The sequence below is a fragment of the Conexibacter sp. CPCC 206217 genome (assembly GCF_030646165.1).
Taxonomy (GTDB): Bacteria; Actinomycetota; Thermoleophilia; order Solirubrobacterales; family Solirubrobacteraceae; genus Conexibacter.
On sequence record NZ_JAUTDO010000011.1, the window covers coordinates 95,597 to 108,870 of the forward strand.

21 protein-coding genes are annotated in these 13,274 nt (G+C 72.4%); 15 read left to right on the forward strand and 6 right to left on the reverse strand.

The genetic code is table 11. The features are described 5' to 3' along the window. The first annotated feature begins 24 nt into the window (after window positions 1-24). The 9 genes from Q7L65_RS24065 to Q7L65_RS24105 all read left to right on the forward strand — a co-directional run bounded on the left by Q7L65_RS24065 (window position 25) and on the right by Q7L65_RS24105 (window position 3,738). The gene (locus Q7L65_RS24065) at window positions 25-390 is read left to right on the forward strand and encodes a hypothetical protein (protein ID WP_304725258.1); all 366 of its coding nucleotides are present in this window, start codon (window positions 25-27) and stop codon (window positions 388-390) included. After that, window positions 387-584 carry a hypothetical protein gene (locus Q7L65_RS24070; RefSeq protein ID WP_304725260.1) on the forward strand — a complete coding sequence of 66 codons (198 nt, stop codon included), beginning with the start codon at window positions 387-389 and terminating at the stop codon, window positions 582-584. Before Q7L65_RS24065 ends, Q7L65_RS24070 begins: the two co-directional genes overlap by 4 nt. Then, a complete protein-coding gene (locus Q7L65_RS24075) occupies window positions 581-1,174 on the forward strand; it encodes a hypothetical protein (RefSeq protein ID WP_304725262.1) in 594 nt (197 codons plus the stop codon). The genes Q7L65_RS24070 and Q7L65_RS24075 overlap by 4 nt, the downstream gene beginning before the upstream one ends. A gap of 9 nt (window positions 1,175-1,183) precedes the next feature. Then, window positions 1,184-1,477 (forward strand): hypothetical protein, encoded by a 294-nt coding sequence (locus Q7L65_RS24080; RefSeq protein WP_304725264.1) that lies wholly within the window; start codon window positions 1,184-1,186, stop codon window positions 1,475-1,477. Between the two features lie 43 nt (window positions 1,478-1,520). Then, on the forward strand, window positions 1,521-1,901 hold the full coding sequence (locus Q7L65_RS24085; protein ID WP_304725266.1) for a hypothetical protein: 381 nt from the start codon (window positions 1,521-1,523) through the stop codon (window positions 1,899-1,901). Window positions 1,902-2,193: 292 nt separating this feature from the next. Next, complete coding sequence (locus Q7L65_RS24090) at window positions 2,194-2,496, forward strand: hypothetical protein (RefSeq protein WP_304725268.1); 303 nt, start codon at window positions 2,194-2,196, stop codon at window positions 2,494-2,496. Continuing rightward, window positions 2,493-2,891: a hypothetical protein gene (locus tag Q7L65_RS24095; protein ID WP_304725270.1), complete on the forward strand. Its 399-nt coding sequence runs from the start codon at window positions 2,493-2,495 to the stop codon at window positions 2,889-2,891. The genes Q7L65_RS24090 and Q7L65_RS24095 overlap by 4 nt, the downstream gene beginning before the upstream one ends. A gap of 13 nt (window positions 2,892-2,904) precedes the next feature. Further along, window positions 2,905-3,216, forward strand: coding sequence for a hypothetical protein (locus Q7L65_RS24100; protein ID WP_304725272.1), 312 nt, complete (start codon window positions 2,905-2,907; stop codon window positions 3,214-3,216). Between the two features lie 141 nt (window positions 3,217-3,357). Continuing rightward, a complete protein-coding gene (locus tag Q7L65_RS24105; protein ID WP_304725274.1) occupies window positions 3,358-3,738 on the forward strand; it encodes a hypothetical protein in 381 nt (126 codons plus the stop codon). Between the two features lie 138 nt (window positions 3,739-3,876). On the opposite strand, the gene Q7L65_RS24110 is transcribed toward Q7L65_RS24105, so the two are convergent. Further along, window positions 3,877-4,314, reverse strand: coding sequence for a hypothetical protein (locus Q7L65_RS24110; protein WP_304725276.1), 438 nt, complete (start codon window positions 4,312-4,314; stop codon window positions 3,877-3,879). Window positions 4,315-4,474: 160 nt separating this feature from the next. After that, the gene (locus tag Q7L65_RS24115) at window positions 4,475-5,080 is read right to left on the reverse strand and encodes a hypothetical protein (protein ID WP_304725278.1); all 606 of its coding nucleotides are present in this window, start codon (window positions 5,078-5,080) and stop codon (window positions 4,475-4,477) included. A gap of 107 nt (window positions 5,081-5,187) precedes the next feature. Between Q7L65_RS24115 and Q7L65_RS24120 the strand changes: the two genes are divergently transcribed. Then, window positions 5,188-5,430, forward strand: a complete 243-nt coding sequence (locus Q7L65_RS24120; protein WP_304725280.1) for a hypothetical protein — start codon at window positions 5,188-5,190, stop codon at window positions 5,428-5,430. A gap of 8 nt (window positions 5,431-5,438) precedes the next feature. Here Q7L65_RS24120 and Q7L65_RS24125 read toward each other — a convergent pair whose 3' ends face one another. Together Q7L65_RS24125 and Q7L65_RS24130 are read right to left on the reverse strand one after the other, a co-directional pair. Then, complete coding sequence (locus Q7L65_RS24125) at window positions 5,439-5,888, reverse strand: hypothetical protein (RefSeq protein WP_304725282.1); 450 nt, start codon at window positions 5,886-5,888, stop codon at window positions 5,439-5,441. Further along, window positions 5,885-6,412, reverse strand: coding sequence for a hypothetical protein (locus Q7L65_RS24130; RefSeq protein WP_304725285.1), 528 nt, complete (start codon window positions 6,410-6,412; stop codon window positions 5,885-5,887). Before Q7L65_RS24130 ends, Q7L65_RS24125 begins: the two co-directional genes overlap by 4 nt. Before the next feature lie 1,003 nt (window positions 6,413-7,415). Here Q7L65_RS24130 and Q7L65_RS24135 point away from each other — a divergent pair. The 4 genes from Q7L65_RS24135 to Q7L65_RS24150 all read left to right on the forward strand — a co-directional run bounded on the left by Q7L65_RS24135 (window position 7,416) and on the right by Q7L65_RS24150 (window position 9,837). Further along, window positions 7,416-7,658 (forward strand): hypothetical protein, encoded by a 243-nt coding sequence (locus tag Q7L65_RS24135; protein WP_304725287.1) that lies wholly within the window; start codon window positions 7,416-7,418, stop codon window positions 7,656-7,658. A 187-nt stretch (window positions 7,659-7,845) separates the two neighbouring features. After that, on the forward strand, window positions 7,846-8,883 hold the full coding sequence (locus Q7L65_RS24140) for a site-specific integrase (RefSeq protein ID WP_304725288.1): 1,038 nt from the start codon (window positions 7,846-7,848) through the stop codon (window positions 8,881-8,883). Between the two features lie 227 nt (window positions 8,884-9,110). Continuing rightward, a complete protein-coding gene (locus Q7L65_RS24145; RefSeq protein WP_304725290.1) occupies window positions 9,111-9,458 on the forward strand; it encodes a nucleotidyltransferase domain-containing protein in 348 nt (115 codons plus the stop codon). Further along, entirely contained in the window at window positions 9,445-9,837 is a 393-nt protein-coding gene (locus Q7L65_RS24150) for a HEPN domain-containing protein (RefSeq protein ID WP_304725291.1), read from the forward strand. Before Q7L65_RS24145 ends, Q7L65_RS24150 begins: the two co-directional genes overlap by 14 nt. A 651-nt stretch (window positions 9,838-10,488) precedes the next feature. On the opposite strand, the gene Q7L65_RS24155 is transcribed toward Q7L65_RS24150, so the two are convergent. Then, window positions 10,489-10,785: a hypothetical protein gene (locus Q7L65_RS24155; RefSeq protein WP_304725293.1), complete on the reverse strand. Its 297-nt coding sequence runs from the start codon at window positions 10,783-10,785 to the stop codon at window positions 10,489-10,491. Then, a complete protein-coding gene (locus tag Q7L65_RS24160; protein ID WP_304725296.1) occupies window positions 10,782-12,407 on the reverse strand; it encodes a PKD domain-containing protein in 1,626 nt (541 codons plus the stop codon). The genes Q7L65_RS24155 and Q7L65_RS24160 overlap by 4 nt, the downstream gene beginning before the upstream one ends. A 138-nt stretch (window positions 12,408-12,545) precedes the next feature. Here Q7L65_RS24160 and Q7L65_RS24165 point away from each other — a divergent pair, with 138 nt between their 5' ends. After that, on the forward strand, window positions 12,546-13,253 hold the full coding sequence (locus Q7L65_RS24165) for a LuxR C-terminal-related transcriptional regulator (protein WP_304725298.1): 708 nt from the start codon (window positions 12,546-12,548) through the stop codon (window positions 13,251-13,253). Window positions 13,254-13,274: the final 21 nt, after the last annotated feature.

Sequence of the window (13,274 nt, forward strand, 5' to 3'; positions counted from 1 at the left end):
GCGTCGTCGGGGCGGGGGTCGGCGATGACGGCGCGGAGCGAGGTCGGCGGCCGCGCTGGCGGGTTCGTGCGGGTGCTGACGAGCCCGCCGTATTGGCGTCGGTCGAAGGGCGTCGGCAAGGCGCAGCTCGCGCGAGCGATCACCGACGTGGGCAGGCTGCTCGACGCGGCGGTGGAGCACGAGGACGGCGACTCGGCAGTGGTGCTCGCCGGCGCGGCCGCGAGCTTGGGGTGGCGGGCGGTCGAGCTGCACGTCTCGCCGCGCTGCGCGCTGAACGCGCTGGAGCGTGCGGCGCGGGTCGAGCCGGCGCTGGCGGAGCTGCTCGCCGGAGAGCTGCTGACCGAGCTGCGCGACGAGTTCGCGGCGCGCTACGTGGAGCGCGAGCAGTGACCGGCGTCGAGCTGCACGAGCGGCTGCGCGCGGCGGCCGAGACGGGCGACGAGCGGCTGTTGGAGCTGCTCGCCGAGCTGGAAGGCGACGAGCTGGCGGAGGCGGTCGTGGCGCTGTCGCCGGCGGCAGGGTCCGAGCAGGCGCGTCGGCTGCTCGACGACGGCGCCGCCGGCGGGCTCTGGGGGCGGTCGTGAGCGGTCGCCGCAGGCTGCTGGAGGAGCTGCGCGCGGCGGTGGACGCCGGCGCCGGCGAGCTGGCGCGCTTCCTGGCGGGCCTCGACCGCGCGGAGCTGGAGGCGCTTGTGCTGGAGCTGGGGATGCTCGACGGCTCGCTGCGGGCGGCGCGGGTGCTCTCCGTCGCCGACGCGGCGAGTACACCGGAAGACTTCCGTGGTGCTGTCGCGCTGGCGGCGATCGGCTGCGACGACCCGAACCTGCGCGAGTGGGGCGCCGAGTGGCACACGTCGTGGGTCGCCGCCTTCACCGGCTGGCTGCGGGAGCGGCTCGACGACCCGGCGCGGTTGCTCGACGAGCTGGTGGGCGAGGGCGCGATGCCGGCGATCACGGCGCGCGCTCTCGCCGCCGAGCTGGCGGCCGCGATCGAGCGTGGCGAGCTGGCGCCCGAGCCGGTCGCGGAGGCGGTGCGGCGGGTTCGTGCCGCGCTCGGCCAGCAGGCGGCGGGAGAAGGCGCGGACGGCGCCGATCCGGAGGGCTGGGACGGCGAGGCGCGGGCGCTCGCGCTCGTCGCCGTGATCGTGTGGGCTGACGCGCGCAGGGGCCAGTAGCCGGCGGCGATGGCGGGCGCGGCGCGACATGACGACGGCGAGCCCAGCGGCGGCCGGATGCACACGACGACGGTGCGCTTCCCGGCGAGCACGTGGGTCGAGCTGAAGGCCCGCGCCGAGGACGACGGCGTGGCGACCGCGCAGTACATCCGCGAGGCGACGATCGCTCGCCTGGCGCGGGAGCAGGCGGTGCAGCAGGTGCGGCGCGAGATGCGTGCCGAGCTGGGGGCGCTCGACGACGTGCGCCGGCGCCTGGCCGTCGTCGAGCGCACGGTGAAGCTGCTGCTGCTGCGCCGGAGGTAGGCCCGTCGCCGGCGTCGTCGGGCGGTGGGTCTACATTCGCGCCATGCACGAGTTCGAGGTGAAGGTGAGCACCTACGGTGGCGAGCCGGAGTCGTACACCTGGCCGGCCGAGACAGCGCGCGAGGCCGCGATCGGCACGCTCGCGCAGCTCGACGATGTGGACGCGGACTACCTGGCGGTCGCGGTCGAGCCCGGCGATCCGGATGCGCCGCCGATGCCGTCGCTTCCCGGCGGAGGAGACGAGTGGGAGGGCGTCGAGGCGGACGAGGTGGCGGTGAACCCGCAGACGGGCGAGGCCGCGCGCTGGGACCCCAACGTGGTGGCACGCAAGGGCGGCCCGGCGCCGCCGTGGGTGTGGTTGGCGGAGCTGACGCCGTTCGAGGTGTTCGAGCTGCTGTACCTGCGCCGCAGACGCGCGTCGTAGCGGCCGGCGCTGTCCGCACGCGATGTAGCCGAGATCGCCCGCTGTGGCGGGGCTCGTGGTATCGCCGTGCATTGCGTGATGTCCTGTCGTTCGTGACCGATGACGCTCGATCTGCTCGTGACGCCGTGGTGCTCGACCTGCTGGCGAGAGGTGCGCGGCAGGTCCTCGTGGCGCAGGCAGTCGGCGTGTCGGATCGCACGGTGCGCCGGATCGCTCGACGTGCTCGCGACGGCGGCTCGGAAGGGACGTTGAACGTCCTGAGTTGGGGAGCGGATCGCGCACGGAGCGCGGCGTGACCGTGGTGGAGCTGACGCCGGCGCTGCTGCTCGACGAGACGCGCTTCGCACCGCCGGCCGAGGCCGTCGCGCATCAGGCCGTGAACGCGCGGACGCCGGCGGAGCGGACGGCAGCGCTGGAGCGGCTGACGAGCTTGCGCCGGGCGCGCGTCGCAGTCGCGGCGGCGGTCTGCGCGCAGGAGGCGCCGGAGCGCGTCGGCATGGCGTTGTGGCGGGCGTGCGAGTCGATAGGTGACGACGCGCTCCGCGAGCTGGCGGCGCAGTTGTGCGCCGCATCAACCGGAGGGCAGGATCGATGACGACGGTGAACGAGGCCGACGAGGCGCTTCTGCGCACGTTCGTCGGCGACGAGACGGTGGACGCCTGGCAGAAGGCCGGCGCCGGGGCCGCCGGCGCGGTGAGCGAAGGTGCAGGCGAGCACGCGACGCACGTCGACTTCGTGTGGAGAGCGATCGAGGCGGCGGAGGCGCTCGGGCGGACGGTGCCCGAGGACGTGATCGACCGGCTCGTCGGCGAGGCCGAGGAGCGCGATCAGCAGGGTGTGCCGCTGACGGCGGCCGCTGTGCGCGAGAGCGCCGGCGACGACGACGCGGCGAGCGGCGAGTTCGCCTCGCTCGCGGCCGAGCTGGGCATCGTCGAGAGCGCAGACGACGCGCTGTCGATCCATGGCATCACGACGAAGACGGAGGGCTGAGGACGTGGAGGCCATGATCGAGACGGCGTGGGAGCGCGAGGAGCGGCAGGAGCGTGAGCGGCTCGACGCGCAGCACCGCTCCGGCGTCGCTGCGGAGGCGCAGCGCAAGCGCGACCGGCAGACCGCGACGTACCAGTTCGGGCTGCGGCTGGCGGAAGCGAGACGGGTGGCGGAGAGCGCCGCGCTCGCATTCGAGGACGCGGCGGCGAGCTGGGCGATCAACGGCGACGACGAGCTGAAGCTGGAGCGCGCCGAGACGCGCCTCGCACGCGCCGAGCGCGACTTGCGCCGGATGCAGGCGGCGGCCCGCCGGTTGGGGATCTAGCGGCGCGAGGCCGGCACGGTGGCTCCGCCGGTGCTGCACGAGGACGCGGCTCCGCAGGTCGTCCGGCTGCTCCGCGAAGCGCGCGAGCGCGGCCTGTCGTTCGAGGCGGCATGGTCGGAGGTCGTGGAGCGGACCCCGCTGGTGCTCGCGTCCGCGCGCAACCCGCCGCCGGGGGTGGTGCTCTGGCCGTCAGACGGCGATGCGCGGAGAGCTGCGATCGAGGCGCTGCGCGGGACACGCGAGGCGTGGGAACGCGCGTACGTCGGCGCACCGGCCGGCGATGCCGAGCGCGCGCTGCCGGTGCTGCTTGCCGCGCTCGGCGAGGATGGCAAGCTGCATCCGCGAGAGGCGGCGGGCGATGACGCCGAGCAGAGACGCGCGACGGCGCACGCGATGATCCGCCGCCGCTCGCCGATGAAGCTCATCGTGGAGATCACCGACTACCCGGAGCGGTCGGTGTCTCGTCTGCGGAAGGGTCTGCGGGACGACCGCGTGGACGTGGCGCCGCCGGTCGGACGGTGATCCGGCGATCCGGCGGCGCGGAGGCCGGGAGATCGGCCGCGTGGCGCCGTTGCGGCGCGTAGGATGAGCGATGCTGACGTGCGTTATCGTCGGCGAGCGCCGTCCCTGCCACTCATCGGCTCGGGCGGCGTTCGTCGCTCACGGCGTCACGGCGGTGACGGCGGCGAACGACTCGATGTAGCCGCGCAGCGCCGGCGTCGCCTGGCCGCTGACGAGCACGTCGGTCCCGTCGTCGGCCGCCGTGAACGTGATCGTGACGCGCTCCGTCGCGCGTACGGCGATCGAGATGACGATCGCGAGCAGGACCATGATGCCGGCGATCCGACCGGCCGCCACCGGGTCGGTGCCGTCCACGAGCGCGCCGAGCAGGAACACGGCGACCGCGATCCCGAGCGGCACGCGATAGACCGCCGCCGGCACGAAGCGGCGCACGAGCACGAGCCCGGTCGGGCTGTGCGACTCGATCGCGTAGCCCATCTCGCCGAAGTGATCGCTGGCGTGCAGCAGGCGACGGAGGAGCTGCTCGGGCTCCTCGTCAAGGCTGAAGTCGTCGGTGAACGCGTGGCCTGCTGGCACAGGGCCTCCCCGGTCGTCGGCGAGCCCTGTGCTCGCCGCTGGCGCCGCAGGCAATCAGACGGCGGTGCGTTGCCGGTGCAGCAGCGAGGCACGATGCCGTGGACGACGCCGCCGGCGATGGCGCCGAGAGCTTTACGCCTCGTCGGGCGGTGCGCTCTGGCTATCTCGCCTCTTCGAGGGGTTCCCACAATGGAGTCGAGCTTCTTCCTGTCTCGTCCGATTCGAGCAGCCACCAGCCGGCGACGGCGGATACCGGAACGCGCATCACCGCCACGCGGGTGGCTCCAGGCTGGGCAGGAGCCGAGATGCGAGCGTTCTCGATCGTCAGGTGAGTCCGCACGTCGGCGCTGATGATCCGCCGGGCAAGCTCAGCCGGGACCGACGTGATGTCGATGCCGCCCCTTCCACCATGTGGCTCTGCGTCTTGCTCCAGCTCTTCGAGTTGCTCTCGGAAGACGGCCACGCCTGAGGTGATCTGCGTGCTGATGTTGCGGCCCGCTCTGGTCCATTCCTCGTCGGACAGTCCATCGGGCTTCGGCAGCCGCATGTAGACGGTCGTGAGCTGGGCGTCTACTGCGTTCGCCATCGCCTCAGGACGACCGAGCTGTCCCATGATCACCATGCCGTTGACGAGAAGTGCGACACCAAGCCCGAGGCCAATATCGGCCCACAGCAGCAGGTCGTTCAACATGGCGTCAGGCGCGCCGCGCATCTCGATGTGGGCGAGATCTAATGCAGAGGGATGCAGCGGCTGGTCGTCCGACACGCGATTCCTTTCGTACTGGCAAGCGAGAGAGTGAAGTCAGGATGATCGCAGCGCCTCTCCGCCCGCACGCCGGCCGCTCCGGCGGCTGGTAGATAGGCTCAGACTCAATGAGCCGGCGCGCGCTCGATTCCGCGATGGTCATGGTGCTGGAGGCGCACGGCGGCGGCTGGATGGACCGCGACGAGATCGCCGCCGAGATCGCCGAGCGCGACCTGTACCGCAAGCTCAACGGCGAGCATCCGCCGAGCGACCAACTTCGGCTTCGTGCACGGCATTCGCACTACCGGCACCTGTTCGAGTTGAGCGACGACCGCGCTTCGCGGATTCGCCTGCGCCGTCGCGTCGCGTAGGTTCCCGTCTACGTGCCTCTCGGCGCGAGGTGGTGAGCCGTCATCGGTCGAACTGCCTCGCGAAGTGGCCGGGGCGGACCGAAGATCAGAGCCGCGAGCTGGTCGTTCGTTACGTCGTCTGCGCCTGTTGCCCGCCGCGCAGTCTGGAGCGCGTGGAGGAAACGACTGCGGCCGTCAGCCGTTCCCGTGGTCGCGTTGACCTGAAATGCGCGGAACGCCTCGACGACCTCCCCAGGCGCGTGAAGCGCGATTCGGGCTGCTGCGGAGGCATACCGGGCTTGTGCGTCGAGGCCGCCGCCGTTGGCGACTTCGGCGACGGCGCTGACGAGATCGTTCAGCGCGTCCACGAGCAGCCGGTCAGCGTGCGATCGGCGCTCGTTGTGGCGGGACAGCAGCGCACCCAAACCGATACCGCCGAGAGCGACGAGGACGGTCACGATGGCCTGCGCGACGCTCATCGCTCCGGGCGCGCCTCGGAGGAATCAACGCCGTCTGGCTCTGGTTGCAGCGGTGGCGAGCCGGCGCGACTAGTGCGGGCGCCTGTCGGCTTCGGCTCCCCTGCGATGAGCGGCAGGATCACGGCTGCGACGAGCACGACTTGGGCGACGAGTGTCGTGCCGAGCGCGATGCGGCGCAGTTCGTCGAACGCTAACGCCTGGAGGCCGAGAATCTCGGAAACCCCTACGAACAGACCGATGAATGCCACTACCTTCCGATCAAACGGCCCGCCGCGATCGTGCAATCGCAAGAGGAACTTCCGCTCAACTGCCACTGCGATCAACAGCGTCGGGATCACCTGCACGGCCGTTGCAAAGTAGTCGCGTGGCGGAGGATCGGAGGTCGCCGCGAACGCGACTGCCAGCACCAACACCACACCGGTGACGAACGCTGTCTCTCGCCGCATCCATGCTGACGACACCCCACCCGGCGGCGAGACGCCATCGGCGACTCGGCGGACGGCGCTTCGTGAGCGGCTGCGCATTGGGCGAGGCTCGCAGAGACGGCGAACGGACGCGCCGGTCCGGACCGTTCCTGTCGGATCGCGCCCTCAGCCGTGTGCTTCAACTCGTGGAAGTTCCGGTGTACGATCGTCGACACACGAACAAGTTGGCGCCCGCGCTGTTGGTAGCAGCCGGGCGCCTGGCCCACAGGAGAGTGCACTCCGATGGACGCGACCCAACCTAGCGCCGGAACGGCGCTCGTGCCCGCCGACCCGGCGGGCGACTTCCTCACCGCGCCGATCCGCACCGCCGGCGAGGCCTTTCTCGCGATTGCGGTGGACGTGATCGAGGTCCGAACCTGTGCGGGAGAGCGCGATAGTTCAACGCTCAGCACGGCGATAGTTGAGCGCTCGTCGGTAAACGACAGCACATATTTCCGTCCGAGCGGGCCGGTTAGAGTGCCGGGCGTCTCCCCAAAGAAAGCGAGCCGCCACCCCCTGCCAGGGGTGCGGCTCGCGGGGCCGCTTGACGTGAAGGAGCAGCGACGATGGGCAATCTACATCCTCGGCAGGACGCACTTCCCCGGCGCGGTGCAACGCGGCGTCGCGTCGGTCTCGCGCCGAGATCAGCTTGGACGCCGCGCGGTGCGGGATCGCGGCTCGTGCGTGACCGTCCGACCCGGTGCCGTTCCGCCGCATCCGATCGACTCGGCCGCGACCTTCAAGCCGCGCTGGATGACGTGCTCGCCAGACGCACCGAGCGTCGGCGACGTGCGCGCCGTGCTGTCGAGCGTGTACAGCGTCAGTCGCGCGGCATCTGCGAGAAGCTCTGCCGAGGACGGCTCCTTGGGGCCACGAGCACAGGCGTCGCGGGCGCGATGCTGCGGCGCGGCCAGTCGGGCACCAGCGGTGCGCCAGGGCGTACGGGAGGTCGAGCACGTCCACGGGCTCGGCGGTGTTCTCGTTCATCGCGCAGTTCGGCCGGAGGTGACGGCTCCGGCTCTGCCGGCGAAGGATCGCCGCACCACCAGCGCGGGGGTGCGGCATGACGCCGCCGAAGCCCAAGACGGTCGTCCCGATCGCGTACCAGCGGCAGGAGGCGGCGTTCGCGCTCGGCCTGTCGCCCAACCAGTTCGACAAGGTCAGGGACGAGCTGCCGTCGTACCTCGTCGGCGGCACCAAGTTCTTCCCGGTGTGGGGCTTGGACGAGTGGACGCGGAGACAGGTCGCGCGCTCGCCGGCAGCGACGATCCGGCGGAAGCGGAAGGGGCGAGCTGATGGCCCTTAGACGGCGCAGAGAGCAGGGGATCGAGGAGCGACATCCGAAGCGGTGCTCGTGGAACGAGGGCCGGCGCTGCAACTGCGGCGAGCCGAGGTTCCGTGGCCGCGTGTGGGACGCGGAGAAGAGCAAGTGGATTCACGGACCGTGGACGAGCAGCCGCCCTGAGGCGCGGCGGTGGCGGCAGGAGGGGCTCGTGGAGGTCCGGCGTGGCGGTCTGCGAGCGGCGACAGAGGTCACGTTCGAGCAGTACGCCGAGCGGATGATCGCTGGGATCGAGGATGGGAGCTGGCGCACGCGCTCGGGCAGAGCGTACGCGCCGGCGACCGGTCGGAGCTACGTAGGCGACCTGCGCAACTACTGGATTCCGAGCAGGTTGCGGAGCAAGCGGCTGTCGGCGATCAGGCGCCAGCACGTGCAGGCGGTCGTGGACGAGCTGACCGCCGAGTTCGAGCCGAAGTCGGTGCGGAACAAGGTCGCGCCAGTGCAGCGGCTGTTCAAGAAGGCGGTGCGGGACGGGCTGGCGCACGTCAACCCGACCGCCGACTTGGAGCTGCCGGGCGGCGGCGGGCGCCGCGATCGGATCGTGACGCCGGCGGAGGGTTGGGAGCTGGTGAAGGCGCTCCCGGTCGAGGAGCAGGCGTTGTGGGCGGTCACGCTGACAACCGGCCTCCGGCGTGGCGAGCTGCGCGCTCTGCGATGGAGCGATGTGGACGATCTCGCGTCACGAGACGCCCGCGTCCACGTCCGCCGGAGCTGGGACGACGTGACGGGCGCGAAGGCGACGAAGACCGAGAGCGGCAGGCGGTCGGTGCCGTTGATCGGTCCGGTCCGCGTGATGCTCGCGGCGCACAAGCTCCGGACTGGACGCCGAGGCGACGATCTCGTCTTCGGGCGCCAGCCGGAGGCGCCGTTCACGCCTTCGACGGTGCGGAATCGTGCTCTCGCGGCGTGGGAGGCGGAGAACGCCCGCCGGCGCCTGACGGCAGAGGAGGAAGGGCGCGAGCTTCGCCCTGACGAGTTGCTCGTACCGATCGGACTGCACGAGCTGCGGCACTGCGCCGCGAGCTACCTCATCAAGGCCGGGGTCAAGAGCGTCGCGCTCTCGTCGTACATGGGGCACCGGAGCACGCGCACGACCGAGGACGTGTACGGCCACCTGATGCCCGACGACCACATCGAGACGGCGGCGAAGCTCGAAGCGCTGTTCGCCGACGTGGCGAAGGGGTCGTGACCGTGGGACGGTCGTGGGACGGTGGAACGGTGATCGTGTGGGTTCTGATGGGTCGAACCGGGCAACGTGATGCGCGCGCAATCGCCCGTCGCGACGGCGATTCCCTGCTGTGGCGGGATGCCGGCGTCGGCGCGGCCCCGGTTTCGAATCCCCGTAGCGGTATGACGAGAAAGGCCCCGCCTCGGCGGGGCTTTTGTCGTTCTGGAAGTGCTCGGTGGTCGAACCCGGTGGGAGCGCGCTGTACCGTTCTGGTCCTGATGGTTTCGGGTGATGTCATAGAGCTTGCTGGGCGCCGGCTCGCGAACGCGGCCAGATCTCCGGTTCGGGTCGTGCTGTTCGGGTCGCATGCACGGGGCGACGCAGGACCTGACAGCGATCTCGACTTCCTCGTGATCGAGCGGGACGTGCCCGACCGGCACGCGGAGATGGTGCGGCTGGAGCGCGAGGTGCGGTCGTTCGGTGTGCCGATCGACATCGTGGTCGTGAGCGAGGCGTACGCGGCCGAGTGGGCCGGAGTGAAGAACTCGATCGTTCATGCTGCGCTGAGCGAGGGCCGCGAGCTTGCCACCGCGTGACGGTCGGGACCTCGCGCGGGTCCTGCTCGATCGCGCCGACGACGACATCACGCTCGTGCGGCGGGTGGTCGCCGACGCTGAGATCGCTGACGCCATCGTCGGCTTTCACGCGCAGCAGGCTGTTGAGAAGGCGCTCAAGGCAGTCTTGGCAGCGCGCGAGATCCAGTACGCGAAGACGCACGCGCTCGGGTACCTGATTGGGCTTGTCGAGGCACATGCGATCGAGGCTCCTGCCGCTGTTCTCAACGCGGGCGAGTTGAGCCCGTGGGCAGTCGACTTCCGCTACGAAACCGACGATGAGCCTGCGTTGAACCGACAAGCGACCCTCGCGCTCATCGACGAGATTCGCGCTTGGGCGCGAGCTGCGGTCGGCGGCTGAGCAAGCCCCGACGACCTCACCGCCGCGAGATCGACTCGCCCGCCAGCCGCGCGACGGGGTTCGACTTACGACCCGTTGGGAGTACTAGCGAAACCCTCGCTCCGGCGGGGGTTTCGTCGTTCTGGAGGTGCTGGGTGGTCGAACCCGGTGGCTACGAGGTCGGGCCGATGAGCCGCTCGGGCGTGCCGATGCCGCGCGAGAACTCGGCCTCGGTGGGGCACGGGGCTCGTCGCGTCTGATCGGACCGAGACATGCGATGAGCTGCGCGCTCTCGGCGCGACGGGCGGGCGCCTCACGGCGCCATTGCTCGAACGTCATCGGTTGGGGCTTCATGGCTGGTTCTGCGTGCGACGACCTGCCTGCTCCCGGCTCGCCACGATGATGCCGCGCGACGCCATTCCTCGCTGGTCAGCCGTTCCGTTCTCATGAGGTGCCGGCGCCGGCCGGCAGGCGCTGCCGCCGATCCGCTGATCGAGCGTCGCCCGCCCGGCTGCGCGCGGACGACGGCGCGGGCGTGGTCGCGACCGGCCCGCGCCGTCCTATCGCTCGTGCGTCGGGCTCAGCGGCGGACCCGCGCGGGCGTGGCCGGCGCCGCGATTCGCAGCCGCGCGGTGCCGGCGCGGACGGCCGCGTTGCCGCGGTAGACGGCGGTCACCTGCGCCCGGTCTCGCGCATCCTGGCAAGCGGGCCGCGCAGGCGCAGCGTCGTCTTGAAGACGCCGCGTCTGATCGCCGTGCGGGCGCGGGCGGTGCGGGCGCTTCTGCCGCTGCCGAGGCGGTAGGCGATCTCGACGCGCCCGCTCGCGCGCGCGAAGAGGCGGCCGGCGATCGTCACGCGCAGGCCGGAGCGCGTCACGCGCGTGAGTCTCAGCGCCGCGGCGGCGCGGACCTGCGTGCGCGTCTGCGTCTCGCCGCCCGTGCGGCCGCCCGGGCCGCCGGCGGCGCTCACCGCGACGGTCGCGCTGCGGACCGACTGGTTGCCGGCGAGTCGGTCGCGGTCACCTGCACGACGTAGCTGCCGGGTCGCGCGAAGGCTTGGTGCACGGTGGCCGCGCGGGACTCCGAGCCGTCGCCGAACTCCCAGTGCAGCGCGACCGCGTCGCGATCCCCGGCGACCGCCGACAGCGGCACGTCGTCGCCGACCTGCGCCGTGGCGAGGATCGACGCCTGCAGCGTCGGGGGGATCGCGTCGTAGATTGCGGCTGCGATCGTCGGCAGCTCGTTCGGCGGCGCGAGGGCGCCGTTGATCCACGCCAGCGCACCCCCGCCGGGGGAGATCGCGAACCCGCCCTGCAGCACGGCGCCGAGCTGCGCGGCGGCGAGCGGCTCGGCCGCGGAGAGCGCGCCGTCCTCGGCGACCGCGCGCCAGGCGATCTCCGCCGTCAGGCCTACGCGCCCGTACGCGACGAGCTCGCTGCCGTCCGCCGCGCGGCCGAGCGGCGCTGCGCCGAGGAGCGGGCTGCTCACCTGTCCGTCGGCGTCGAGCGGCCGTGCGGCGACGGCGCCGTCGCCTGAGACCCGCGCGAACCAGCGTGCCGCGCCGGAGGGCGCGTCCTCGTCGTCGGACATCGTCATCTGCGCCCACGTGACCGTGATCGTGCCCGTGCGGGAGGCGAGCACGTCCGGGAGCGCCACGGAGCCCTGGAGGTGGTCGACGACCGTCGTCGCCGGCGCGGCGACGGCGCCGGTCGGCAGCAGCCGCGCGACGCGCAGCGCGCTCCCATCGCCCGCGAAGCTGCTCCAGGCGAGCGCCGCGCCCTCGGCGCCGGCGTCGAGCGCGATCTGCGTGTTCGCGCCGCCCGGCAGCGCCGTCGGCCCGGCGTCGACCGTGCCGTCCGACGCGAGCCGCACGACGGCGACGTCGCCGTCGTCCTCGCTCGGGGCCCAGGCGGCGAAGACCGTGCCGTCGGGCGCGGCCGCGAGCGTCGGCGTCGGCGCGTCGGAGTCGTCGTGGAACGAGAGCGCCGGCGCGAGCGGGCCGCTCGGGCCGACGCGGCGCAGCTTGACGGTCGAGCCGCCGTCGTCGTCGACGACGACCCACGCGACCGTCGCGGTGCCGTCGTCGGCGACGGCGAGGGCGAGGCCGGGGGTCGGCAAGCTTCCGTCGCCGCCGGAGGTGGGCTCGCCGTCGAGCGCGACGGTCTGCCGCGCCGAGATCGCACCGTCTGCGCCGATCCAGGCGAGCGCGATCTGGCCGGGTGCCTCACCGGCGCCGGCGAGCGCTCCGGCGACGGTCACACCTCCCGGCGCCGTCACGACCAGCGGCGCGGTGGCCGACCCGACGGGCGAGACCGGGTGCGCCGGCAGCTGCGTGCCGTCGGCGGCGTAGCGCTGCACGAACGCGTCGCCGGCGCCGGTGCTGATGTCGTATGACCACCACGCGACCGGCATCGCACCGGTGCGGTCGGCCGCGACGCTCGGGAAGAGCGACGCCTGGCCGGGCGTTCCGGCCGGCGCCTGCTGCAGCCAGCCGGCCGCGGAAGCGGTCGCGCTGCAGACGAGCAGGCCGAGCAGCGCGACGGCGGCAAGCGGCGCCGCACGGCGCCACACAGCCCCCTGGATGCGATTCATTCGTTCCTCCATCGACGGTGGCATGGGCGACCGTCTCGCTGCGGGACCGCTCCGCGCCCGAGCCTCGCGCAGGCCCCGGGCCCCGCAAGGGACCTGAGTCCCTTCGTCGCGCGCTCGGCTGTGGCAGGGTTGCGGGTGATGGGCGTCTCGTCAGGGTCGATCAGCGCGGCGCACCGCCTCACGCGGCGGCGGTCGCTCGTCGCCGCGCTGGCGTTCGCGCTGACGGCGGCGCTGCTGCTCGGGCTCGTGCTCGTGCCGCTGGTCCTCGCCGGCTTCGCATCCGGGCCGCGCTGGCTGCCGCTGCTGCTGGTCGCCGTCGGCTGGGTCAACCTCGCGGCGGGCGCGCTCGCGTGGCTGCGGCGGCCCAGCAACGGCATCGGGGCGCTGCTGCTCGCGTGCGGGATCGTGTGGCAGACGACGGCGCTGCTGTTCATCACGGTCGCGCCGCTGCGGACGGCCGGGGCGGCGCTCGCGCTGGCGCCGGTGGCGAGCGGCGAGCGCGCTACCGGCTACCTGCTCAAGCAGCGGATCACCGATCTCGACCGCTTCTTCGCCGACTTGCGGCGGATCCTCGCGGGCGGGTCGGTGCTGAACGCCGAGGTCGTGGCGGCGCTGCTGCGCCGGCCGCGCCGCGACGACGCGCTGGCGCAGCTGACCAGCCGACAGCTCGAGGTGCTGGAGCTGATGGCGCAGGGGTGCAGCAACGCTGCGATCGCCGCGCAGCTGACGATCGCCGAGAAGTCGGTCGTGCGCCACGTCTCGCACATCTACGCCGAGCTCGGGCTCGAGCCGAGCGCGACCGCCCACCGCCGCGTGCTGGCTGTCGTCGCCTACCTCGCCAGCTGAGCGGCGCCGCCGGATGAGCCC